This is a genomic window from Serratia grimesii NBRC 13537, from assembly GCF_001590905.1.
GTDB classification, from domain to species: domain Bacteria; phylum Pseudomonadota; class Gammaproteobacteria; order Enterobacterales; family Enterobacteriaceae; genus Serratia; species Serratia grimesii.
The window spans coordinates 88,667-111,660 of record NZ_BCTT01000003.1 but is presented as its reverse complement, the minus strand read 5'-3'; the positions used below and the strand labels follow the sequence as shown (position 1 = coordinate 111,660).

Below are 22,994 nucleotides of genomic sequence, written 5' to 3'. Positions count from 1 at the left end.
CTATTTCTTCTGGCGGGAGCCGCTGCGCGTGGCAAACTTGAATCAGTATCAAACATCGGTCTTGATGGCGACCAGCCTCAGCTATGTCATTGTCATTCTCGATACGTCTATTGTTAATGTCGCCTTGCCGTCGATTGCAGCTGAATTGGGCGCTGGGCTAAGCGGTTTGCAGTGGGTGGTAAATGCTTATACGTTGGCGTTTGCCAGCTTGTTATTGAGTGGCGGGCTATTGGGGGACCGGTTGGGTGCAAAACGGGCCTATCTCGGCGGATTGGCGGTTTTTGCAGGTGCTTCCGCCATTTGTGGGTTAGCGGAAACTTTGCCAGAGCTGGTGGTTGCCCGAGCACTTCAGGGTATTGGTGCTGCGTTACTGGTGCCCAGTTCATTAACGCTGATTAATACGGGGTTTCCCGATGCGAAACAACGGCTGGCGGCTATTGGCATATGGGCTGGATGCGGTGGGGTGGCGATGGCGGCGGGTCCGTTGGTCGGCGGTGTGCTGATCGCACTTTTAGGATGGCGCAGTCTGTTTTGGGTCAATATACCCGTGATTGCCGTGGGTATCGGTCTTACCCTGCGCATTAAGGCAACGTATTCGGTCATAACCTTACGGCAAATGGATTATGCCGGGCAAGGGGCGGTGATCATGGCGTTAGCCAGTTCCGTGGCCGTACTGATCGAGGGCGCAAGGCTTGGCTGGACTTCGGGCTGGATCATCTGTGGTACTGCTATTGCAGTCGTGAGTTGGTTGATGTTTGTGGCCATCGAGCGCCGGCGCAGACAGCCGATGTTGCCCTTGATGTTATTTGGCAACGCAATGTTTTCCGCGGCGGCATTAGTTTCGTTGGTCTCAGCGCTGGTGTTCTATGGCGCGTTTTTTCTGCTCAGTCTCTATTTTCAGACGGTACGCGGTTGGCAGCCATTACAGGCTGGCCTGGCGTTTCTTCCACTAACCATCATGGTCGCGTTTGGCAGCTTTATTTCTGGTCGGTTGGTTCGAGTATTAGAGGCAGGTCGGGTCGTCTTTTATGGTTTGCTGCTTTATGCGTTGGGATTTGCCGGTTTGTTGGTATTGGTGGAAAACCCACCTTACTGGCGTATTGCGCTGTGTTTGCCGTTGCTTGGCCTGGTAGCCGGTGTGATTACCCCAGCAGCCACGTCGGTGCTAATGAATGAAGTCACGAATGAAAGGGCGGGAATTGCCGCTGGGGTGCTTAACGTTGCCCGGCAAAGTGGGTCGGCGTTTGGTGTGGCGATCTTTGGCGCGTTGATGTCAATGCTCCTGCCACAGGCCTGCGGTATTTATATCGCCGTGTGCAGTGCCATCGGGTTGTCATTGATTGCAGCTGCTGGGTGGTTTTTCGCGCTCAAGCTTTCCGCTAAGCCGATGACGGCAGCCGGTAATGGGCAGGGTGATTGAGGGTTTAGAAACAAAAAAACCTGCCTTTGGCAGGTTTTTCTTCGCGTTTAGCGGTATCAGGCGAGGTAGCCCAAATGCTCTAGCAGGATATTGATACCGATGCCTATCAATACCACGCCACCGAGGATTTCCGCACGCTTGCCGAGGAGTGGGCCGATGAAGCGACCAATCATCATGCCTAATGTCGCCATAATCATGGTGGCCATGCCAATCGCCATGGCGGTATGTACAATGTTCACTTGCAAGAAGGCCAGACCGACACCGATAGCCATGGCGTCAAGGCTGGTGGCGATAGCGGTAGCGACCAGTAGCCAGAATCCGTGACGTTTCACTTTTTCCACTTCATCTGGACGATTTCTGACACCTTCAACGATCATGCGCATGCCGAGAATAAACAGCAGCGAGAAAGCGACCCAGTGATCCCATTCCATAATGTATTGGCTGGCAAACAGGCCGATACCCCAACCGATAATGGGGGTAATAGCTTCGACCACACCAAAGATGAGTCCGGTACGCAGGGCTTCACGAAAACGGGGTTGATGCAGACTGGCACCTTTGCCGATCGACGCGGCAAACGCATCCATAGACATGCCAAAAGCGAGAATGAGTGTAGCTGACAAGTTCATGTTAAATAGCCTCGGCCGGGCGGCTCCATATACACGTAACCCACCCCCAACCATACGACGGAGTTACGTGTCTATGGTCTCGCCAACCTTACCTGGCTGCCCGCACCACGTTTTAATGAAAAAACGAGTATGTTGATACGGGCGTTTCTGGTGCTTTATTGTCCAGAAACCGGCTACTCCCCAATGACGGCGCAACCATACCATATTATTTCCGCCAGCAACAACCCTTATTCCAAATGGATATTTTTTCGGAATTGATAATTGTTTTCATTAATGAAGCATGCAAGAAGGAATATAATGTAGGCGAGTGCAACAATGTTGCGTAAATAATAATCAGGTAGCCTTGTGCGCTGGTGATTAATTACCCACATTCAGCGCAGGGCGGGCCGCGGTAGGATTAAGGTTGTTTTTTATTCACTGATTATCAACAAAAAAGTGATAAATTTTCTCCAGATCATCTAATTGAGTAACCTGAATCAGTAATCGGCGTCGTTCCAAATCTATCACCAGAATGCCATCTTCTGATAAATTCATGGCTTTAATACGGTTATATTCAATGAAGGTATTTGCATAGAAGAAGCCCTGCGCTTTAAACAACATCTTGGGCCAACGGATATAAGAAATATAAATGGCAATCAGTGCTAAAGAAATAAGCAGATAGGTGGTTAATACCGCACCCTGGGTGGTGACATTACGGTAGATGAGTATCGCGATGAGGCCAACAAAAATCAGGCAATCAACCCGATTACGACGTTTTAACTGTACCTTGAGTAACGTTTTGCCTTTCAGCAAGTTCATGCCGAACTCGTCGTAAATCGCATACACCAGCATTAGCGCGGTGAAAATAAGTAATACGCCATCGGTCAGCGACATCTTTAACTCCACAGATAAAAAAACGGGGTTTCCCCCGGGCATACGGCTGGCAGAGCCAGTTATTAGGAAGAGCGTGCCGAAGGGGGAGCGTAGCGGCTTGTCCATCGGAGCGCTCTCGGTGCTCTAGGCCCGAGTACCTTGGGCTAAACAACAAACTCAAACCGGGGGTTTCCCCCCGGCTGTCAACAGACTTACAGGCCCAGCAATCCAACCCAGTAACCAAAGATACCGATGGCAAAGAAGCCGATGATGATCCACAGCGCATTCACTTTTCTGCGCAGCAGCCACATACAGCCGAAGGTCAGCAACAGTGGTACCAAGCCCGGCATCAGTTGGTCGAGGATGGTTTGCACTGTGGTCACCGTGGTATGCCCGGTCTGGTCTGTAATCTTCGAGACTACCAGCGGGATATTCACGTGCGTCCACTTGTTAACTAACGCACCCATGACAAAGAGGCCGAGAATGGACGCTCCTTCCGTCAGTTTTTGCAGGAAGCCGCCACCCATATCATTGACGATATCAACCCCTTTGCGATAACCGTAAGCCACGCCGTAATAGCGGGTCAACAGGCGTACCAGGTTGAACAGGACAAAGAACAAAATCGGGCCAAGCAGGCTACCACTCATGGCAATACCGGCACCGAGCGCGGCAAATACCGGGCGCACAGTCCCCCAGAAGATCGGGTCACCCACGCCAGCCAGTGGTCCCATCAAACCGACTTTGATACCGTTAATGGCCGCATCGTCGATAGGCGCACCGTTAGCGCGTTGTTCTTCCATTGCCATGGTCACACCAAGCACTGGCGCTGCCACGTAAGGGTGGGTGTTAAAGAACTCCAGGTGGCGTTTAATCGCCTGTTTACGGTCGTCGTTATTTTCCGGATACAGGCGACGGATCACCGGTACCATTGAGAAGCAAAAACCCAGCGCTTGCATACGTTCGAAGTTCCATGAACCCTGGAACAGATTCGAGCGCATAAACACACCGCGAATATCGGCTGGCGTGAGTTTCTTTTGAGCTGTTGTATCAACCATTTCTCTCACCTATTCCTAGTCCAGTTCGTTATCGAGGTCATTATTCGCCGGGCCAGCTTGTACAACCTGAGACTTGTTGTATTTCGGGCTGAGCTGAATATAAAGCACCGCCATCACCACACCGATGACACCAAGTGCGACCAGGTTAAAGTTGGTGAAGGCAGCTGTCACGAAGCCGAGGTAGAAGAATGGCATCAGATAACCGGCACGCATCATGTTGATCACCATTGCGTAACCGACGACCACGATCATCCCACCGGCGATGTTCAGGCCGCTGGTGACAACTTCTGGGATCGAGTTAAGCAGTGCGTGAACGCCTGAGGTACCCACCGAAATGGCGACAATAACCGCCGGGATAGCAATACGCATCGCCTGCAGCAGCAGGGCGGAGATATGCAGCCAGGTAATGGCGCGCAAACTGCCGCGTTCCGCCGCACTGTCCGCTGCGTGCTGGAAGGCGACAGTCAGGGTACGCACGATGATGGTCAGAACTTGTCCGGCCGCCGCCAGCGGTATGGCCAGGGCGATACCGGCACCGACGCTTTGCCCGCCGGCAATAACCAGAATGGTAGAAATGATAGACGCTAACGCAGCATCTGGCGCAACTGCCGCACCGATGTTCATCCAGCCCAGGGCGATCATCTCCAGCGTACCGCCGATGATGATGCCGGTTTTCATATCACCGAGAATAAAGCCGATCAGGGTACAGGCGACCAGCGGACGGTGGAATTGAAACTCGTCGAGGACGGAACCCATCCCGGCGATACAGGCAACGATAAATATCAGTACAATCTGAAGAGTGGTAATCTCCATTGCACTTCTCCTATGACCAAAGATCTCTGAGTAAAATAATTATTGGCTGTCGCCATTAATTGAGCTTGTTAATCAGGTCCATCATTTTTAACCGACTGTCGGACGAGACTTTACGTACTTCCAATTCAATACCGCGCTCGTTTAATTTCTTAAACGCCTCAATATCTTTTTCGTCAACAGAAACGGCATTATTTACCTGGGTTTTACCCTGACGGAATGCCATACCACCGATATTCACCGATTTGATGTCCACACCGCCTTCCACCAAACGCCACACGTCAGTGGGGTTGGTGAATAGCAACATCACGCGATCGCCAGCGTATTTGGGGTTATTCCAAACACGGATAGCTTTCGCTACGTCAACCACGTGTGCGGTGACGCCGGGTGGGGCAACCTGAGTCAGTAAGGTTTTGCGGACGTGGTCGGCGGCGACTTCGTCACTGACAACGATAATGCGACTGACGTCAGTTTCTTTGGTCCAACGGGTGGCCACCTGACCATGAATCAAACGGTCATCGATGCGGGCAAGGCCGATCTTCATGTGGTCATTGGGGCCCAGAGGCGCCTGTGGCGCTGCGGGTTTTGCGACGGGAGAACTCTGTTGTGCCGCGGGCTTAACACTCTCTTCTGCCGGTTTCTTCAGGGCTTTCACGCCTTCACGGCCAGTTTCCACCGCCAGCGCGACCAATTCGTCAAAGCCTGGGTTGTCATCTCTTGCCATGAATGTTTCCACCAGCATGGGAATGTTAACCCCGGTGACGACCTCATAGTTTTCTTTATCGACGGCGATGCGGCTAGCCGCATTGAAAGGGCTGCCGCCCCAGGTATCCACCAGAAACAGGACGCCACCACTGGTGTCGAGTCCGCTGATTTTTCCGTTATATTTCTCGATTAACGTTTCGGCATTTTCACCGGGGACGAAATCTATAAAAGCGACGTTGTCCTGTTCGCCTAATAGCATCTCCGTCGTCTTCAGCAATTGTTCCGCTGCGGTCCCGTGTGTGCCGATGATAATAGCTATTGCCACTCGCTACCTCCTCATTGAACTTCATGCACGGATTGTGTCGTTCTTTAGTTCATTTGCTTCCTGGCAGGTCACTTCCGTGGTTCAGATACATTATGGTAGAAATTTGGAAACCCGCTCTTAACATTTCTCGCGCAGTTTCAAAAGCCTGTGTGTGTTGAACCACGTCAGCGCTATTTATTTTAGTGAGTGAAAAAATAAATTTTGTGACATTGCTCTGTTATTGAACGCTCAGATAAGTCCTAACGCGATGTTTGCGGAATTAAACAACAGAGCTGTTACAAGACGATGCAGAAGGTAAAAAAGCTTCTTTGCCGACAAAAAAATTCCTGATAGAGTATTTCTTCTTTCATATTTAGGAGTGAAGGGCCTCAGCCCACCCTATGGACTGTCACCGAAGTTACTGTTTTTCAAGGTTCCACCCGCCACCTGCTGGCGTAGCACAAGTCACACGGCCGTTCGGCCATCCCCCGGTACTACAATCCCGTTATCTTGCTGTTGTTTGCGCGAATCCTGCGTCGGCATCGTCACGTCTGAGCATCGCTCGGCCATCCTGTCTTTTTTTCGGAGTCTGATATGGAATTTTTAATGGACCCCTCAATTTGGGCTGGGTTACTGACACTGGTGGTATTGGAAATTGTACTGGGTATCGACAACCTGGTGTTTATCGCCATTCTGGCCGATAAGCTGCCGCCGAAGCAGCGTGATAAAGCGCGTATACTCGGTTTGTCGCTGGCGCTGTTTATGCGTCTGGGCCTGTTGTCGGTCATTTCCTGGATGGTAACGCTGACCACGCCGTTGTTTAGCGTGGCAGACTTTAGCTTCTCCGGTCGTGATTTGATCCTGCTGTTCGGTGGTGTATTCCTGTTGTTCAAGGCCACCATGGAGCTGCATGAACGGCTGGAGGGACAGACACACCAAGATGGCGCTAACCGTGGCTACGCCAAGTTCTGGGCTGTGGTGGTGCAGATTGTGATCCTTGACGCAGTGTTCTCGCTCGACGCGGTAATTACCGCTGTGGGTATGGTGAACGACCTGCCGGTCATGATGACAGCAGTTATTATCGCCATGGTAGTCATGCTGGTGGCGTCAAAACCGCTGACAAACTTCGTGAATGCGCATCCGACCATTGTGGTGCTGTGCCTGAGTTTCCTGTTAATGATCGGCCTGAGCTTGATCGCCGAAGGCTTTGGTCTGCATATTCCTAAAGGGTATCTGTACGCTGCGATTGGCTTCTCGATCCTGATCGAGCTGTTTAACCAAATTGCACGTCGTAATTTTATCAAGCACCAGGCGCATCGTCCGATGCGTGAGCGTACCGCAGAAGCGATTATGCGCCTGATGGGGCAACAACGTGCACAGCAGACAGATGAAGCGGTGCCGATGCCGGTAAATGAAACCTTTGCTGCGGAAGAGCGCTATATGATCAGCGGGGTGTTGACGTTGGCCTCACGTTCACTGCGCAGCGTCATGACGCCGCGTACTGAAATTTCATGGGTAGATTGCGATCGTTCCCGCGAAGAAGTCCGCGAACAATTACTGGATACGCCGCACAGCCTGTTCCCAGTATGCCGGGATTCTCTCGATGAGATTATCGGTGTGGTTCGTGCCAAGGATTTGTTGGTAGCAGTAGAGCGGGGCGAAGATATCGCAGAGTTCGCTGCGCGCACTCCGCCGATTGTTGTGCCGGAGACCATGGATGTGATTAACCTGCTGGCGGTCTTGCGACGTGCCAAAGGGCGTCTGGTCGTCGTGACCAATGAATTTGGCGTCGTGCAGGGATTGGTTACGCCACTGGATGTGTTGGAGGCGATCGCGGGTGAGTTCCCCGATGAGGACGAAACGCCGGATATTGTGGTTGAGGGTACAGCGTGGCTGGTGAAGGGCGGAGCCGATCTGCACTCACTGGAGCAGGCCCTGAACTGCGAAGATCTGGTTAGCCCAACGGCAGACTATGCCACGCTAGCAGGGTTCTTGCTGTCCCACTATGGGCAAATGCCCGCGGCGGGCGACGTGGTTGAACTTAACCGACTGCGCTTCGAGATCATTGAGGTGTCTGAGTACCGCATCGAGCTGGTGCGTATCACCAAAGTGGAACCTCAAGACGAGGAGCATCAGTAATATCACGGGCCGGAGGCATCACGCCTCCGGCTTGATTTCATGTTCTTTCTGCCGCTCGTCCCGCTGATTCACTGTCCGTAACCGCGATTCATACTGTTGTAACCACAACGGAAATACATTGATAGGCATTGGCTTGGCAAAATAGAAACCTTGCAAGGCGTTCACATCACGTGAGCGTAGATAATCCGCCTGCTCGGCAGTTTCTACCCCTTCAGCCACCAACTTCAGTTTCAAACGCTGCGCCAGGGTAATGATGGTATCTGTGACGGTCGCGTTGATCGCATCGGTACCGATGGCTGCAGTAAAGCCGCGATCGATCTTCAATACGTCAGGGCTGAGTTTTTTCAGATAGCTGAGGGAGCTATGTCCGGTGCCAAAATCGTCGATCGCCAGCATAATACCCATTTCTTTCAGCGTCTTGATTTGCTCATACTGAATTTCCGACAATGCCGTACGTTCGGTCAGTTCTAGCATCAGTGATGGCATAGGGTGGGCTGGCAGCCACAGACGACGGATGTCGTCGATGATCGTAACCCCGTTGAAATGCTCGGCGGCAACGTTGATGCTGATATAAAAAGAGGGGCGGGGCGGGAACAAGTGCAGATTATCGACCACGGTGGTTATCAGGTAGCGTGTCAGAGAGATGATCAAGCCATGCTGTTCTGCCAGCGGGATAAATACATCAGGCGAAATCCACCCCTGGCGTTTGTTTTTCCAGCGTAACAAGGTTTCAACGCCAACACATCGGCCGGTTTCGGCATTGATGATCGGCTGACAGTAAACGCGGAACTCACGATGGGAAATGGCGTGTCCAATATGATACGACAGGCTCATGCGGTTAGCCGTAAGCAGATACACCACATAGGCCGCCAACAAACTGATTAACAATGACAATGGGATATGACGCGGCAACGCCGCCAGCGCCAGCACGTTAGCCTGAGGGCCAAACAGTGAGATCGAGAACGGATACTGCGCAGATTTTGCTGTATACCGCAGGTCTGCTGTCAGTGTATCGCTGCGCAAGATCTCCCGACGACCATATTCCAGGCTGTAATTGCCGACGTTCAACACCACGCGCTGTGCATAGGGTTCCTGAGGTTCCAGCAGAAAGTTTGCCAGCAACTCTATATTGAAAACGTGTAAAACGCCGTTGCGGTTATCATCGGGCGCAACGGGTGTCCACATGATCAGCGTCGGTACGCCTTTGGCGACGGTCAACGAAGGGCGCAACACCAGTGTCGCGCCATCGTTTGCTATGGTGGGCAAAATAGCGCTGAAATCATACTTACGTGCGCCGAACAGGCTGGAACAGTAAATAACGCCATCTTTGACCAACAGCATGGCACGCAAAGCTTGGTTTTGTGCGGCCCGAAAACGCAGTGCCGACATCACGGTTTCACAAGATTGGTCCAACAGCGGGATAGAGCGCTCGGCTTGTTGTCTGGCGGGCGTCAGCAAATCGTTTATCTTGGCGACGGTACGGGTAGCGAGAAACTGTCGGTTTTGTTCGATAGTGCCAAGTTCTTGATAATAGCGGGTGTAGAGTGAGAGTAGCAGAATAGCCAACCCAACCGCCCCGGCCAGCAGCCAACGGTAATAACGGTATTTGGTCACGGTAAGTTGGGTCATCAACATCGCTAAATCCTTGTTCGGTAAGCCAGCCCAAAATCACCGCCAGGCCAAACTGCCCTAAATGATACTTGGCTAATTCTAGCCTGTCGTTATACAAGAGTGATGGTAACCCAGTAAATTATTTAAATTTGGCGAAACAGAGGGCTAAATTGGGGGTTAACCGCAGGATCGGCGTGACAGTGTCGACATATTTTATAGTGACGTTGTCACTTGGTGTGAGTTAGCGGTTTGATTATCCAGCGTTCTTACCAAGAAAAACCCCGCCGTAAAGGCGGGGTGAGGAAGTTAATCGCACTGCACTTTGATCGCCAGACCGCCGCGAGAAGTTTCGCGGTATTTAGCGTTCATGTCTTTACCGGTTTCGTACATAGTCTCGATCACCTTATCCAGTGACACGCGAGGTTCACTGGTACGGCGCAAGGCCATGCGTGCTGAGTTGATCGCTTTCACGGAAGCAATGGCGTTACGTTCGATGCACGGCACCTGAACCTGGCCGGCAACCGGGTCACAGGTCAGACCCAGATTGTGCTCCATACCGATTTCCGCCGCGATACAAACCTGCTCCGGGCTACCGCCCAAGAGTTCAGCCAGGCCGGCCGCAGCCATTGAACAGGCCACGCCCACTTCACCCTGGCAGCCGACTTCGGCACCGGAGATAGAGGCGTTCATCTTGTACAGCGCACCGACAGCACCCGCAGCCATAAAGTAGCGGATGTAAATGTCAGGGCTGACGGACTCAATGAAGTGGTCATAATACGCCAGCACGGCCGGCACGATGCCGCAAGCGCCGTTGGTCGGTGCTGTGACGACACGACCACCTGCTGCGTTCTCTTCGTTCACTGCCAGGGCGAACATATTGACCCAATCAATCACGTTCATTGGGTCACTGGACAGCTTATCGGAAGAAACCAGCAGACGACGCAGTGCGGATGCGCGGCGTGGAACACGCAGCGGGCCCGGCAATACGCCTTCGGTATTCAGGCCACGATCGATACAGGCGCGCATGGTCTGCCAGATGTTGCCGAAATAGGTTTCGATGTCCTGTTTGCTGTGCAATGCCAGTTCGTTCTGCATCACCATGCCAGACAGGGACAACCCGGTTTCACGACAGTGATCGAGCATTTCGCGAGCAAAACTGAACGGGTATGGGACACTCAGTTCATGTTCGTCGGCTTTGCCGAAGTTTTCTTCATCGACGATAAAACCGCCGCCGATTGAATAGTAAGTCTTGCTGAAAACTTGTTTATCCCCAGCGAAGGCGTGGATTTGCATGCCATTTTCATGCAGTGACAGATTGTCGCTGCGGAAAACCATGCCGCCATCACGTGGGAAATCGACTTCATGCAGGCCATTGGCCAGCATCAGGCGTTGACGTTGTTCTACATCGCGAATAAAACCCGGGATGCTATCGATATCAACGGTATCCGGCATATTACCTGCCAGGCCGAGGATGATAGCGATATCGGTATGGTGACCTTTACCGGTCAATGAGAGTGAGCCGTAAACATCTACAGCAACACGCGTGATAGAAGGCATCAGGCCTTTATTTACCAGATCGTCGACAAACTGTTTGCCGGCTTTCATCGGTCCAACCGTATGAGAGCTGGACGGGCCGATGCCGATCTTAAACATGTCGAAAACGCTAATCACGCTAAAACTCCTTAGAGGCATATTGTTATGGCTGCATCGGTTAAAAACCGCGCAGGGAACAGCGATATTGTAAAAGGACCGTACGGGTTCGGCTGTCTTTTTCGCATGAAATAAAATAATCCGTGGTGTTAGTTCTGTTAGTGATTGCCTCAGACATTCGGCCGGCCCTGGAACCTTCCGCTGCCTAAACTCCGTTAATGGCAATCGCGCCAGCTTTCACTGCTGAACGCACCCGCTTAAACCTTGCTTGCATAGTGGTTTATTCCGGACGGCGGTATTTTACAGGTATTTCGTAAGGTTGAAGAGAGGGTTTACAGTTTTTTTAAAACTCTGATAACCAGAAGCTAGTTGAAAAAGCAAACGAATGAAGTGATGCCGATCGCTTTACCCACGTCTGTTGTGCAGGTAACCGTTTGGCTTGTGATCTGCGTCACGGAATTAACGCTAAATGCTGACCTGTTGTGCGAGGCGCCGAATGATGGCGGCGGTTAGCCCCCAGACAAATTGGCTCTGATACCAGGAAAGATAAATGCGGTGTGAATGACCGGCACGCTGAATATCGAGTGGATAATAACGCGATAATGTCAGTGCTTCGTGTAATGGCATTTCAAAAACATCGGCCACTTCGTCCGCATTGGCGACAAATCGTACATCTGGAGAGATTAGACCAACAACAGGAGTGACCTGGAAGCCGGTACTGCTGTCGAGAGGCGCCAGTTGCCCCAAAATGGTGACCGCTTGAGGCGGGATCGCCACTTCTTCATGGGCTTCTCGCAGGGCAGTGATAATCGCTGAGCCGTCGTCGGCATCGGTTTTACCGCCAGGAAAGGCGACCTGACCAGGGTGTTTACGCAGTGAATCAGCGCGACGGGTGAGCAGCAGCGTAGGCTCGGGGCGGCAGATAATAGGGATTAACACCGCCGCCGGGCGAACGTTATGTGAGATTTGCGACGCCTGCGGCAGCTGCAGTTGAAAACGACTGATGAAGGCTGCCAATGAGGTTGGATAAGTCGGTTGGTTCACGAAGCGGTAAACTCCCCCAGTTGTGGCAAGATGCGGCCAACTTTATCAAAGGTTTCCTGGTACTCCGCTTGTTCCTGACTGTCAGCAACGATGCCGCCACCGGCGGAACAGTAAATACGGTTGTTTTCAGTGATGAGTGTGCGAATGGTGATATTCGTGTCCATAGTGCCGCAGGCACTGATGTAGCCGATACTGCCGCAATACGCGTTGCGCCGCTGTGGCTCCAATTCTTCAATGATCTCCATCGCACGCACTTTGGGCGCACCGGTAATGGAACCGCCTGGGAAACACGCGCGCAGCAGTTCGGTCGCAGGGGTGTGTTCCGGCAGGGTCGCCGTGATGGTGCTAACCAGATGATGCACTGCCGGGAAGGGTTCGACCACAAATAACTCAGGAACCCTCACACTGCCAGGCTCGGCGACACGGCCAATATCATTACGCAACAGATCGACAATCATCAGGTTTTCCGCACGATCTTTGGCGGAGCTCGCCAGCCGTTGCGCTTGTTGAGCATCCTGTTCAGGTTCGGCCAGGCGTGGCAGGGTGCCTTTAATCGGGCGAGTCTGGATATGGTGATTCTCCAGCCATAGAAAACGCTCGGGTGAAACGCTCAGGACGGCATTGTGTGGCAGCCGTAAGAACGCGGAAAAGGGCGCACGATTACTGGTGCTCAATTGCTGAAATGCTTGCCATTCATCGCCCTGATACTCAGCAGAAAATCGCTGTGCCAGATTGATTTGATAACAGTCACCACTGCGCAGATAGCGCTGAATACGCTGAAATTTTTCACCGTACTGTTGTCGCGTCATATTGGCTTGCCAGCAACTGGTTAAAGTGAATGCTTGTCGGGGTTCAGCTTGTTGGCCGCGGAGCCATTGCCAACGTTGCTCTACATCCTCATAACTCAACAATGTCAGCGTTTGTCGGTGATGATCGGCAATCAGAGCCCAGTTATAAATGCCAACTGCCATATCCGGCAACGTGATATCGGCCAGAGACAATTGCGGCAGTTTTTCCACGCGGCGGCCCAAATCATAACCGAACAACCCCAGTGCGCCCCCCTGAAATGGCAAACAGGTATCAATCTCGGGGTGCAGATTCAGTTGATCCAGTTGCTGTTGCAGCAGGCTGAAAGGGTCTTCCGAAGATTGCCAATGCTCTTCACCGCAGTGGATCTCGGTGATGGAGCCACGGGTGGTTAAGGTAGCGCAGGGCGCGGAGACCAGGATATCGAAACGGTTGTGTGAATGTTCGGCAAAACCGGAATGCAACAGCATCGCCCAAGGCTGTTGTGCAAGCGGTGCAAACAACTCTAACAGTGCGGTGCGGGTATAAGGTAAAGACTTAATATTCGGTGCGGTTATGCTCATGGGCCTCAATAAACCTGACTAACAGACGGCTGTTTCTGTTGGCTATTCTGCCATATTCAACCGGCGGGTGCATGTCTTGGCATCGGCAGGTGAAGCACACTTTGCATAAACGGCGAGTAAACAATTTTGCAAATGAAGCATTTTTTGCGACTTTAGCTATAATCTAATATGTTAAAAATAATTATATCAGTCAATGGTTGATATGTTTCTTATATCTAAAGCTAAAAACAGAAGAATCAGTTTTTAGTTTCATTTGGTTATTATTTTTGATTGTTATCACTAGCCGAGAGTACAGGAATCCATTCGTATTAAGTACGGTAAAGATGTTCTGTATTTTGGGTGATAAATTACTGCCTGTGAGAGTGCGCGTATAAAAATATAAATGGTAACAAGACGCATTTAAGCCTTCGAATAAATCGACTGGTGAATGCCTCACTTTATTTAAATGCACCCTGATATTTTTAAAAATATTCATTCGTTACTTTTGCGAAGAGCTGCCTATGCCCCTAATGCTGAGTGTTATTGTCCCGTTGCACAACGTGGGTGAGCTGTTTGAACCTTTTCTGGCGTCATTGCTGGCCCAAAAGGAACAGCGATTGGAAGTGATCATCGTCAATGACGGTTCCACCGATGGCTCTGGCGATATTGCCCATCGTTATGCTCGACAGTACTCACATATTACTGTCATTGATCAGCGTAACGCCGGTGTATCCTGTGCACGCAATGCCGGGCTGGCTGTTGCCAAAGGCAAATATGTTGCCTTTCCTGACGCCGATGATTTATTAGCGCCTGAAATGTATTCAACGCTCATTGAGCTGGCCGAAAAAAATCAATTGGATGTCATGCAGTGTAATGGTGAACGTTATTTCACCCATGCGGATGAACTTCAACCGATTATTCCGCCAAATCGACTAAGCGATACGCATGTTATCAGTGGCACTCAATGGTTGGAGCGTGCGCTGAAATCAAGAAAATTTATTCATGTGGTTTGGTTAGCCGTTTATCGTCTTGATTTTATTAAACAGCATCAGCTGTATTTCGAACCGGGATTACATCACCAGGATATACCCTGGACCACCGAAGTGATGTTTAATGCCAAGCGGGTGAAATACATCAGTAAGCCGCTGTATCGCCAGCGCGTTCACGAGCAATCGATCAGCAATCGCCGCCGTATTGGTAAAGCTAACGTGGAATATCAGCGCCATTATATGAAAATAGTGGAGATGCTGATGGCTCTTAACCAGCGTTACGCACGAAAAATTGACATCAGACCCGCTTTCCATTGGCAAATCGCGCGCGAAGCATTGGGGATTTGCCACAGTATCCGCCGTGAACCTGAGTTGGCTGCACAGTGCCAAATCACCGATGAGTTCTACCAACGCGGTATTGATCGCGCCATGTTCGCCAACGCGCGTGGCCTAAAACAAGGCTGGCACGTCATACTCTGGCTTCATCGCCTGAAACAGTGGCGGCATGGTGAACATGTTTCACAACCGGCTGCTGAATAACAAGCGTTGGGATCCGTCGGTTTAGGGGGTATACTCGCCCTCCATTTTGCCGGAGAGAAACACATGCTTGCAGGTATGCCGTCACTGAGCCATCTAGAGCAGCAGGAAGCTGCGGATCGTATCCATTTTTTGATGGAACAAGGCATGAGCAGTGGTGAAGCCATTGCGCGCGTTGCACAGGAAATCCGCGAAAAACATCAGGGTGACCAGGTCAGCGTGCTGTTTGATGACGAAGACGATGAAGAGTATCAGGAACGGCCGGACGATCAGGCTGATGATGACTCGGAAGAAGACGAAAACTATTGATGTTGCAGGGGCCGGCAAGCCGGCCCCAAAAAGTATTATCCTTCAACCAAGACCGCAGCCGCAGCCTGTTTGGCTGATACAACTGCCAGCGCTATGCTTTCTGCCGTAGCCAGCGCGACACCCATCCGACGTTGCCCATCTATATCTGGTTTGCCGAATAAGCGCAGTTGATTGTGGCCGAGCAGGGCGCGGTCCAGACCGCTGAAGCGCAGATCACTGCTGGTCAGTTGAGGCAGGATCACCGCAGAGGCCGACGGCCCAAACTGGCGGATCGCACCAATAGGCAGCCCAAGGAAAGCGCGAACGTGCAGGGCGAACTCGGACAGATCTTGCGAAATCAGGGTCACCATACCGGTATCATGCGGGCGTGGAGAAACTTCGCTGAAAATCACCTCATCCCCACAAACAAACAGTTCCACACCAAACAGGCCAAAACCGCCCAACGCCTTCACCACGTTTTCCGCAATCGCCTGCGCGCGGCTCAGTGCCAGATCACTCATTTGCTGAGGTTGCCATGACTCACGGTAATCCCCATCTTCCTGACGATGACCGATCGGTGCACAGAAATGCACGCCATCAATGGCACTGATGGTCAACAGGGTGATTTCAAAGTCGAACTTAACCAGCCCTTCGACAATCACTTTGCCGCCGCCGGCACGGCCACCTTGTTGGGCGTACTCCCAAGCCGCGTTTAGTTGTTCTGGGGTGCGGATCAGACTTTGGCCTTTGCCGGAGGAACTCATGACCGGCTTGATGATGCAGGGGTAGCCGATGTCATCGACAGCTTGCAGAAATGCTTCTTTGTCATCAGCAAACCGATAAGGAGAGGTTGGCAGACCAAGCGTTTCTGCGGCCAGGCGGCGGATGCCTTCGCGGTTCATTGTCAGGCGAGTTGCCTCGGCGCATGGCACTACATGGTGCCCTTGCTGTTCAAGCTCAACCAGCATGCTGGTGGCAATAGCCTCGATCTCAGGCACGATATAATCAGGACGTTCCTGTTCAATCACGGCTTTCAGCGCGTTGCCGTCCAGCATGTTAATAACGTGGCTGCGATGTGCCACGTGCATGGCTGGGGCATCAGCGTAGCGATCAACGGCGATCACTTCCAGTCCCAAACGCTGGCATTCGATGGCAACTTCTTTTCCCAGCTCGCCGGAGCCGAGCAGCATAACGCGAGTGGCGGATGGGCGCAGGGCGGTTCCAATAGTTAACATAGTCTCGTACCTGGATCTGTGGAGTGTAAAGCGGTCTGATAATGGGCGAGCAGTATATACGAAAACGTTTGCGTATGCAGCCGAAGGCAAGCGTATTGCTGTCACTGACGCCAAAATCCGCAAGTAGCGGCTTTTTTTATGTGTGAAATCCGTAATCCCCCCTATCTCTGTTATCATCTGCGGTTAATTCGGTGCTGCCCATAGGCACGCCGCCATTCCATTTGCCATATAAGAGTTATCGCCGTGAGCACAGTTTCTTTTTCTTCCCTGCCGCTGCCAGCCGAACAGTTGGCCAACCTCAACGAATTGGGGTATGCCGAAATGACACCGGTGCAGGCTGCTGCATTGCCCGCCATCCTGAAAGGGCAGGACGTACGTGCCAAAGCAAAAACCGGCAGCGGTAAAACGGCGGCGTTCGGCATCGGCCTGCTGGACAAAATTAACGTTGCTCAGGTGGCTGCGCAGGCGCTAATCCTGTGCCCGACACGTGAACTGGCTGACCAGGTGAGCAAAGAACTGCGCCGTCTTGCACGCTTCACTCAGAACATCAAAATTTTGACTCTGTGTGGTGGCCAGCCTATGGGACCCCAGCTCGACTCCTTGGTGCATGCACCGCATATCGTGGTGGGAACACCTGGGCGTATTCAGGAACACCTGCGTAAGAAAACGCTGGTGCTGGACGAGCTGAAAGTGCTGGTATTGGACGAAGCCGATCGCATGCTGGACATGGGCTTTGCCGATGATATCGACGATGTGATCAGCTATACGCCGCCACAGCGCCAGACGCTGTTGTTCTCGGCGACTTACCCAAATGGTATTGAACGTATCAGCGCACGTGTACAGCGCGATCCGTTAAATGTGGAAGTGGACGATGGCGAAGAACAAACCACCATCGAACAACGCTTCTACGAAACCACCCGCGATCAACGTCCAGCGGTGTTGGTGTCGGCCATTCGTCATTACCAACCGTCTTCCTGCGTGGTGTTCTGTAACACCAAGCGCGATTGCCAGAGCGTATATGAAGCGCTGGAAGCACGCGGTATAAGCGTATTGGCACTGCATGGTGATCTGGAACAGCGCGATCGTGACCAGGTGCTGGTGCGTTTTGCCAACCGTAGCTGCCGCGTGCTGGTGGCGACCGACGTTGCAGCGCGTGGTCTGGACATTAAAGAGCTGGAGCTGGTCGTCAATTATGAGCTGGCATTTGATCCAGAAGTGCACGTACACCGTATTGGTCGTACCGGGCGCGCTGGCCTGAGTGGCCTGGCAATTAGCCTGTGCACACCGCAGGAAATGGCGCGTGCGCATGCGATCGAAGAGTATTTGCAGATAAGTGTTAACTGGGCACCGGTGTCTGAACTGAGTGGTGCGAGTAATACTACGCTTGAGGCCGAGATGGTGACCTTGTGTATTGACGGTGGGCGTAAGGCCAAAATTCGTCCTGGTGACATTCTTGGTGCCTTGACCGGTGACGCCGGGTTAACGGCCGCTGAAGTGGGCAAGATAGATATGTTCCCCGTGCATGCCTATGTGGCAATCCGCAAAGCTAGCGCCCGTAAGGCACTGCAACAGCTTACACAGGGTAAAATCAAGGGTAAGAACTGCAAGGTGCGGTTGTTGAAATAAATCACGTCAGGGGTGCACTTGCATCCCTGCGTAAAATCACCTTATACTGTATAAAATTACAGTATTCTAACCTTTGAGGAATGCACACATGGCAGTTGAAGTTCACTATGTGGTGGTGAGAAACGGTGAGGAAAAGATGACTTTCGCAACCAAGAAAGAAGCCGATGCTTACGACAAAATGCTGGATCTGGCTGACAGCCTCGGTGAATGGTTGCAGCAGGCGCCGTTGACCCTGGATGACGAGCAACGTGAAGGGCTGAGTTTCTTCCTGGCGGAAAATAAAGACGTGCTGGGGCAAATTCTGCGCGGCGCGGCGCCGGTAGAAACACCGAAGAAACCGGCCAAAGTTAAAGCGGAAAAACCTGTCCCTACCACAAAAGAGGGATCTGCGTCAGAAAAGCAGGCAGCATAATGACTTATGTTGCGGCAATGTGATGAAAAAGGATCTAGAATGAGCCGTGAAATAACTTTCTTCAGTCGCTTTGAACAAGACATCTTGGCAGGCCTCAAGACCATCACCATTCGGGATGCCAGTGAATCTCACTTTCAACCCGGTGAGGTCTTACGTGTTAGCCGTAATGAAGACAACGTATTCTTTTGCATGATTGAAGTACTGTCAGTCACGCCGGTACGGTTGGATGCGTTAACCGAGTTGCATGCTCGGCAGGAAAACATGTCGCTCAGCGAGCTGAAGCAGGTGATCAAGGAAATCTATCCGGGGCTGGATGAGCTGTTTGTCATCACCTTCGCGAAACGCTGATCTTTCGCCAGACCAGTTGTGAGCCAAGGGCAAATGCCTGCGGATAGCGTAAATCACAACTGGAGGGAATATGAAAACAACAGGTCTGAGTTTAGCCGTAGCACTGTTGACCATGGCTGGTTTAACGACGACGGTACAGGCGCAAGAGCAACGTAGCGCCAAAGTGGCGCAATGTATGGGTCTGCAACCGGCAGACGTGGCCGCTCAGGTGAAACGCGATTATCTACAAAACCGCATTACGCGCTGGGAGTCGGATAAAAAGCTGCTTGGTACCGCTACCCCGATCGCCTGGGTAAGCCCGGAAGCTATTACCGGCAAAGATGCAGTCTGGCAGGTGCCGTTAACAGTCCGCGGCACTAAGCAGGATAAAACCTACAATGTCACTCTCGACTGCAACGTGGGCAAAATCACCTACAGTGAACCACAGTAATAGCTGATTTTCTGGCGGGGCCGTTTTCGTTTGCCCTTCTGAAAATATCAAGCCCGCCTTATCAGCGGGCTATTTGTTTTAGACTGGACTCAGTCTGTAAATGGGATGACCAATTCTCCCGGTTTGACTTCCAATCCTTTGGCTAGTTTCTTGGCCATTGCCTCTGTTTTACTGTTGTCTGGGTTCAGAACGTAGGCCGGTTTTTGGTCGAAGTAGGATTTCAGTGACTGATTCAGATAAGGCGTCAGTGCTTTCATCACTGTCTGCATTTTCTCTGGTTGCACACTATAGTCGGTCAATTCCATGTCCTTCAGGAATACCGCGCCTTGCTCACGATCATAGACCGGCTGCGCTTTCAACGTTAGCTTCAAATCTGCCGTTTGCGGGCCGAGGATCGAAGTGATATTCACTTTCGCATCGCCAGACAGGGTAACCTTGCCGGGTTCACTACGACCAATTTGGCTCTGCAACTGCGTCAGGACGATATTGGCGTCCAGCAACCCCGGTACACCGATCTGCTTTTGGTAATCGTTATGTTTTTGCAGATAATCGTTCACTTCTTGCTCGCTGAGCGTGTATTGGGTCAGCTGATTGCAACCGACCAATGCGCCGACGAATGCCAGGGCAGCGACGCCCAATAAAATCTTCTTCATAAGTACTCACATGTAGGGGGCGACTAAGGTGCCCCGATTGCTATGGGCGCAGTATACAGCGCCCATTCCGGAACGTGGGATAATATTGATAGTGCGCGGGAAATCCGCCATGACCTATCGGATAACACTGAAACTGTTCAGCGTCGCAGACGAAGCACCAACAACAATACGCCGCCAAGGCAGGCCAGTGCACCCAGTGCAGGAAACACTGGGATACCCCACAAGCGCACCGATGATTGCATCAGGTAAGGTGCCAGGCCGAGCGTGAAGGCGGCGGTGACGATGGCTATAGCCAGCGTGACGGCGGCTCGTTCCAACGCCTTGCTTAGCTGATCAATGTTCTTGAGGTTGATGTCGGCACTGATCTGACCGCGTTTCAGCCGGCGCATTAACAGGCGTAGTGTTTGCGGTAGCTCTTCACCTGCGTCGAGTGCCTCACCGCCCAGCGCTAGCATGCGTCGCCGCACCGCCTCTGGCGTGTAACGCTGCAACATGACCTGTTGCAGCATTGGCTTTAGGGTAGCGATGATATCGAAGTTGGGATCTAATCGGTGCAGAACGCCATCTGCGGTGATTAAGGCCTTGAACAACAACACCAGATCTGGTGGCAGCGCGAGCTGATGTTCGCGTGCCATTACCAGCAAATCAGCCAGTGCCTTACCCAAGGTTAAGGTGGCAGAGGCCTGCTTATCGAGAAAGTTTTGGGCCGCCAACTCCAGATCCAGAAGATCCAAAGGATCACTGTCTGACCAGGCGATCAACGTATTGACGATCCCACTGGATTCCCTCTCGGCAATGGCTTGCAGCAACAGCAATAGTTGATTGCGTCGCCGTTCGGAAAGCTGGCCGACCATACCGAAGTCAATAAAGCCGACACGGTTATCCGCTAAGGCCATGACATTGCCCGGATGTGGGTCGGCGTGGTAGAGACGGTGTTCCAACACCATTTTCATAAAGGCTTGAGCACCGCGTTGTGCGAGTAGCGGGCCATCGAAACCTGCTGCTGCCAGTTGTTGCGGATTTTCTGGTGCAATGCCGGGCAAAAACTGCTGCACCAACAGACGTTTTGATGACAATGGCCAATAAATTTTCGGGATGACCACATCGGGTTGCTGAGCAAACTGTTGGGCGACCCGTTCACAGTTATTGCCTTCGTGAGTCAGATCCAGTTCATGATTAAGTGCGGTTGCCAGCGCTCGCACCATCTGACGTGGTCGATAGCGGGCCAATGCCGGGCTTTGCTGTTCTACGGTTTCCGCCAAATAGGCTAACAAGCGCAAATCGGCATGAATGGTCTTCGCCAAGCCAGGACGCAACACCTTGACCACCACGGCTTCACCGCTGTGCAGTCGGGCACGGTAAATCTGCGCCATCGATGCAGCAGCCAGTGGCACGTCGTCAAACTCCGCAAACAGGTTGTGTGGATCTCCACCCAAATCAGCGGTAATTTGCGGTGCCAGTTCGTCCCACGGCAGAGTGGCCGCTTGGCTATGCAGACGATCAAGCTCGTCAGTCCAACTTGGATCCAACAAGTCTGAGCGAGTTGCCAGAATTTGACCAAATTTGACAAAGGTTGGCCCGAGCGCTTCCAGCGCGGCGCGCAAACGCTGCGGCAATGTTTGGTTGTCTTGCGGTTCACCGCCGACGTCATTGCCGCTTAACAGGGTGCTGAGGCCCAGCAGGCGAATGACATCTTGTAGTCCGTAGCGGATGAGCACTGCGGAAATTTCTTTCAGCCTCGCCCGATCGCGGGCGGTGACGAGCACCATTTTTAACATTTGCGCGCTATATCCTTATTGCGAGGGATTACTGTTCCATATCGAACAACAACGGTATATCGCTGCGCTGTGCCATACGGTTGCGATAGGCTTCTACATTTTCCGGGAGTGTCAGCCCGGCGACGATGGACAACGAACGCAGCAGTGGGAACAGGTGGATATCGTCTTCAGACAACGTACCGTTGACTGCTTCAGGGGATACAATCAGCGTGGAAAGTGCCTGGAGGTCAGTTTCCAATTGGGTAATAAGATCGGCGCTGTCACCGAGGTGCTCAGCAAAATTACCGATTGATGCCTGCTTTTTATCGGTAAAGTACTGACGTGCACTATCAGTAGCGAATTCTTCGAAGTCAGCATTGGCAAAACGGGGCAGCAATAAGTTGATGCTATAGCTGCCGACTTGCTGCAACCAGTCGGCGATCGCTGGGTTGGTTTTACCCGTCAACAGTGGTTTGCCGTCAAGATTATCGACGTAATGTACGATATCCATGCTTTCAGGCAGATAGCTGCCGTCCTCTTTTTGCAAAATAGGCGCCATTTTCTTGCCGATCATACTGACAGGCGTCGCTTCATCATCGTTGAGTAAGGTGACCAGGCGGACGGGCAGGTTTTTCAGGCCGAAAATCATGCGGGCTTTAACGCAGAATGGGCAATGATCGTAGATAAACAGTTTCATGCTTGCTCCGGTTGTCAGGTTTTAATAGCAATAGTTATCACAGCATACTGAGGCTGTCGCGAAGAGTTCTTGCTGGAAGGTGCGTTATTATTGTTTGATCCGCGCATCATGCGCGGATCAACGCGAGGATTATTTCTTTATCGGGACGGAATTGATCACTTCAATCAGATGCATGCGCGCTTCTTCCAGATCGATTTTATCACGTTCGGTGGTGGCATTGACGATCTGCAGTTGTTTGATAATGTTACTCTTCAGGTCGGCATTTTCAGCAATAATATGGGCCAGCGCTTTTTCTACCAATGTCGAGCGTGCATAAAGCATGCGCAGGTTCAGTACCATGTGTTCCAGCAGCTGCGGTAATTTATCTTCATTAGTCATCGCCAACGTCTCCCGTTTGTGTTTTTACTATCAGGATAGCAGCTATGGGAAATTCGGCTGATTTTCTGGCAACTTAGAG

The 22,994-nt window shown here is 51.9% G+C and carries 22 protein-coding genes and 1 riboswitch; of the genes, 8 read left to right on the top strand and 14 right to left on the bottom strand.

Annotated elements, in window-relative coordinates; all coding sequences use genetic code 11:
• Positions 1–28: 28 nt before the first annotated feature.
• Positions 29–1,420, top strand: a complete 1,392-nt coding sequence (locus SGR01S_RS02850; RefSeq protein ID WP_061806666.1) for an MFS transporter — start codon at positions 29–31, stop codon at positions 1,418–1,420.
• A gap of 56 nt (positions 1,421–1,476) precedes the next feature.
• Here SGR01S_RS02850 and mntP read toward each other — a convergent pair whose 3' ends face one another.
• From mntP to manX, 5 genes are all read right to left on the bottom strand, one after another.
• Positions 1,477–2,046, bottom strand: a complete 570-nt coding sequence (gene mntP, locus SGR01S_RS02845; RefSeq protein ID WP_037419904.1) for a manganese efflux pump MntP — start codon at positions 2,044–2,046, stop codon at positions 1,477–1,479.
• 11 nt (positions 2,047–2,057) lie between these two features.
• A riboswitch (yybP-ykoY riboswitch) is annotated at positions 2,058–2,240 on the bottom strand.
• 220 nt (positions 2,241–2,460) lie between these two features.
• On the bottom strand, positions 2,461–2,919 hold the full coding sequence (locus SGR01S_RS02840; protein WP_037419903.1) for a DUF986 family protein: 459 nt from the start codon (positions 2,917–2,919) through the stop codon (positions 2,461–2,463).
• A gap of 191 nt (positions 2,920–3,110) precedes the next feature.
• Positions 3,111–3,953, bottom strand: coding sequence for a PTS mannose transporter subunit IID (locus SGR01S_RS02835; protein WP_012145539.1), 843 nt, complete (start codon positions 3,951–3,953; stop codon positions 3,111–3,113).
• 15 nt (positions 3,954–3,968) lie between these two features.
• The gene (locus tag SGR01S_RS02830; protein WP_037419902.1) at positions 3,969–4,766 is read right to left on the bottom strand and encodes a PTS mannose/fructose/sorbose transporter subunit IIC; all 798 of its coding nucleotides are present in this window, start codon (positions 4,764–4,766) and stop codon (positions 3,969–3,971) included.
• A gap of 55 nt (positions 4,767–4,821) precedes the next feature.
• Positions 4,822–5,793, bottom strand: a complete 972-nt coding sequence (gene manX / locus SGR01S_RS02825) for a PTS mannose transporter subunit IIAB (protein ID WP_061806467.1) — start codon at positions 5,791–5,793, stop codon at positions 4,822–4,824.
• 573 nt (positions 5,794–6,366) lie between these two features.
• Between manX and SGR01S_RS02820 the strand changes: the two genes are divergently transcribed.
• The gene (locus SGR01S_RS02820) at positions 6,367–7,911 is read left to right on the top strand and encodes a TerC family protein (RefSeq protein ID WP_037419896.1); all 1,545 of its coding nucleotides are present in this window, start codon (positions 6,367–6,369) and stop codon (positions 7,909–7,911) included.
• A gap of 18 nt (positions 7,912–7,929) precedes the next feature.
• Here the strand turns inward: SGR01S_RS02820 and SGR01S_RS02815 are convergent, their stop codons facing one another.
• The 4 genes from SGR01S_RS02815 to pabB form a co-directional block, all read right to left on the bottom strand.
• Positions 7,930–9,546, bottom strand: coding sequence for an EAL domain-containing protein (locus SGR01S_RS02815; protein ID WP_061806466.1), 1,617 nt, complete (start codon positions 9,544–9,546; stop codon positions 7,930–7,932).
• 282 nt (positions 9,547–9,828) lie between these two features.
• A complete protein-coding gene (gene sdaA, locus SGR01S_RS02810; RefSeq protein WP_037419890.1) occupies positions 9,829–11,193 on the bottom strand; it encodes an L-serine ammonia-lyase in 1,365 nt (454 codons plus the stop codon).
• Between the two features lie 444 nt (positions 11,194–11,637).
• Positions 11,638–12,216, bottom strand: a complete 579-nt coding sequence (locus tag SGR01S_RS02805; RefSeq protein ID WP_037419887.1) for a CoA pyrophosphatase — start codon at positions 12,214–12,216, stop codon at positions 11,638–11,640.
• Positions 12,213–13,586 (bottom strand): aminodeoxychorismate synthase component 1, encoded by a 1,374-nt coding sequence (gene pabB, locus SGR01S_RS02800; protein ID WP_061806465.1) that lies wholly within the window; start codon positions 13,584–13,586, stop codon positions 12,213–12,215. The genes SGR01S_RS02805 and pabB overlap by 4 nt, the downstream gene beginning before the upstream one ends.
• Before the next feature lie 500 nt (positions 13,587–14,086).
• Between pabB and SGR01S_RS02795 the strand changes: the two genes are divergently transcribed.
• Both SGR01S_RS02795 and SGR01S_RS02790 read left to right on the top strand, forming a co-directional pair.
• Entirely contained in the window at positions 14,087–15,094 is a 1,008-nt protein-coding gene (locus SGR01S_RS02795; protein ID WP_037419878.1) for a glycosyltransferase, read from the top strand.
• A gap of 63 nt (positions 15,095–15,157) precedes the next feature.
• Complete coding sequence (locus tag SGR01S_RS02790) at positions 15,158–15,400, top strand: YoaH family protein (protein ID WP_061806464.1); 243 nt, start codon at positions 15,158–15,160, stop codon at positions 15,398–15,400.
• Between the two features lie 35 nt (positions 15,401–15,435).
• Here SGR01S_RS02790 and purT read toward each other — a convergent pair whose 3' ends face one another.
• Positions 15,436–16,614, bottom strand: coding sequence for a formate-dependent phosphoribosylglycinamide formyltransferase (gene purT, locus SGR01S_RS02785; RefSeq protein WP_061806463.1), 1,179 nt, complete (start codon positions 16,612–16,614; stop codon positions 15,436–15,438).
• Between the two features lie 243 nt (positions 16,615–16,857).
• Between purT and dbpA the strand changes: the two genes are divergently transcribed.
• The 4 genes from dbpA to yebF all read left to right on the top strand — a co-directional run bounded on the left by dbpA (position 16,858) and on the right by yebF (position 19,430).
• Positions 16,858–18,240, top strand: coding sequence for an ATP-dependent RNA helicase DbpA (gene dbpA, locus SGR01S_RS02780; protein WP_061806462.1), 1,383 nt, complete (start codon positions 16,858–16,860; stop codon positions 18,238–18,240).
• Positions 18,241–18,328: 88 nt separating this feature from the next.
• Positions 18,329–18,652 carry a YebG family protein gene (locus SGR01S_RS02775; RefSeq protein ID WP_061806461.1) on the top strand — a complete coding sequence of 108 codons (324 nt, stop codon included), beginning with the start codon at positions 18,329–18,331 and terminating at the stop codon, positions 18,650–18,652.
• Between the two features lie 39 nt (positions 18,653–18,691).
• On the top strand, positions 18,692–19,000 hold the full coding sequence (gene yqfB / locus SGR01S_RS02770; RefSeq protein ID WP_037419871.1) for a N(4)-acetylcytidine aminohydrolase: 309 nt from the start codon (positions 18,692–18,694) through the stop codon (positions 18,998–19,000).
• Positions 19,001–19,070: 70 nt separating this feature from the next.
• Complete coding sequence (gene yebF, locus SGR01S_RS02765) at positions 19,071–19,430, top strand: protein YebF (protein ID WP_061806460.1); 360 nt, start codon at positions 19,071–19,073, stop codon at positions 19,428–19,430.
• A gap of 89 nt (positions 19,431–19,519) precedes the next feature.
• Here the strand turns inward: yebF and SGR01S_RS02760 are convergent, their stop codons facing one another.
• The 4 genes from SGR01S_RS02760 to SGR01S_RS02745 all read right to left on the bottom strand — a co-directional run bounded on the left by SGR01S_RS02760 (position 19,520) and on the right by SGR01S_RS02745 (position 22,915).
• Positions 19,520–20,083 carry a lipoprotein gene (locus SGR01S_RS02760; RefSeq protein ID WP_061806459.1) on the bottom strand — a complete coding sequence of 188 codons (564 nt, stop codon included), beginning with the start codon at positions 20,081–20,083 and terminating at the stop codon, positions 19,520–19,522.
• A gap of 137 nt (positions 20,084–20,220) precedes the next feature.
• Positions 20,221–21,861, bottom strand: a complete 1,641-nt coding sequence (locus tag SGR01S_RS02755) for an ABC1 kinase family protein (RefSeq protein ID WP_061806458.1) — start codon at positions 21,859–21,861, stop codon at positions 20,221–20,223.
• A 28-nt stretch (positions 21,862–21,889) separates the two neighbouring features.
• Positions 21,890–22,537 (bottom strand): glutaredoxin 2, encoded by a 648-nt coding sequence (gene grxB, locus SGR01S_RS02750; RefSeq protein WP_061806457.1) that lies wholly within the window; start codon positions 22,535–22,537, stop codon positions 21,890–21,892.
• A 129-nt stretch (positions 22,538–22,666) separates the two neighbouring features.
• Entirely contained in the window at positions 22,667–22,915 is a 249-nt protein-coding gene (locus SGR01S_RS02745) for a hypothetical protein (protein ID WP_061806456.1), read from the bottom strand.
• Positions 22,916–22,994: the final 79 nt, after the last annotated feature.

What these genes read in the sequence shown, in the direction of transcription:
- yebF (WP_061806460.1), top strand. Translation starts at nt 19,071, where the DNA reads ATGAAAACAACAGGTCTGAGTTTAGCCGTAGCACTGTTGACCATGGCT.
- SGR01S_RS02815 (WP_061806466.1), bottom strand. Translation starts at nt 9,546, where the DNA reads ATGTTGATGACCCAACTTACCGTGACCAAATACCGTTATTACCGTTGG.
- grxB (WP_061806457.1), bottom strand. Translation starts at nt 22,537, where the DNA reads ATGAAACTGTTTATCTACGATCATTGCCCATTCTGCGTTAAAGCCCGC.
- SGR01S_RS02790 (WP_061806464.1), top strand. Translation starts at nt 15,158, where the DNA reads ATGCTTGCAGGTATGCCGTCACTGAGCCATCTAGAGCAGCAGGAAGCT.
- SGR01S_RS02830 (WP_037419902.1), bottom strand. Translation starts at nt 4,766, where the DNA reads ATGGAGATTACCACTCTTCAGATTGTACTGATATTTATCGTTGCCTGT.
- pabB (WP_061806465.1), bottom strand. Translation starts at nt 13,586, where the DNA reads ATGAGCATAACCGCACCGAATATTAAGTCTTTACCTTATACCCGCACC.
- SGR01S_RS02840 (WP_037419903.1), bottom strand. Translation starts at nt 2,919, where the DNA reads ATGTCGCTGACCGATGGCGTATTACTTATTTTCACCGCGCTAATGCTG.
- yqfB (WP_037419871.1), top strand. Translation starts at nt 18,692, where the DNA reads ATGAGCCGTGAAATAACTTTCTTCAGTCGCTTTGAACAAGACATCTTG.
- SGR01S_RS02820 (WP_037419896.1), top strand. Translation starts at nt 6,367, where the DNA reads ATGGAATTTTTAATGGACCCCTCAATTTGGGCTGGGTTACTGACACTG.
- SGR01S_RS02745 (WP_061806456.1), bottom strand. Translation starts at nt 22,915, where the DNA reads ATGACTAATGAAGATAAATTACCGCAGCTGCTGGAACACATGGTACTG.
- mntP (WP_037419904.1), bottom strand. Translation starts at nt 2,046, where the DNA reads ATGAACTTGTCAGCTACACTCATTCTCGCTTTTGGCATGTCTATGGAT.
- SGR01S_RS02835 (WP_012145539.1), bottom strand. Translation starts at nt 3,953, where the DNA reads ATGGTTGATACAACAGCTCAAAAGAAACTCACGCCAGCCGATATTCGC.
- SGR01S_RS02795 (WP_037419878.1), top strand. Translation starts at nt 14,087, where the DNA reads ATGCCCCTAATGCTGAGTGTTATTGTCCCGTTGCACAACGTGGGTGAG.
- SGR01S_RS02775 (WP_061806461.1), top strand. Translation starts at nt 18,329, where the DNA reads ATGGCAGTTGAAGTTCACTATGTGGTGGTGAGAAACGGTGAGGAAAAG.
- SGR01S_RS02755 (WP_061806458.1), bottom strand. Translation starts at nt 21,861, where the DNA reads ATGTTAAAAATGGTGCTCGTCACCGCCCGCGATCGGGCGAGGCTGAAA.
- SGR01S_RS02760 (WP_061806459.1), bottom strand. Translation starts at nt 20,083, where the DNA reads ATGAAGAAGATTTTATTGGGCGTCGCTGCCCTGGCATTCGTCGGCGCA.
- purT (WP_061806463.1), bottom strand. Translation starts at nt 16,614, where the DNA reads ATGTTAACTATTGGAACCGCCCTGCGCCCATCCGCCACTCGCGTTATG.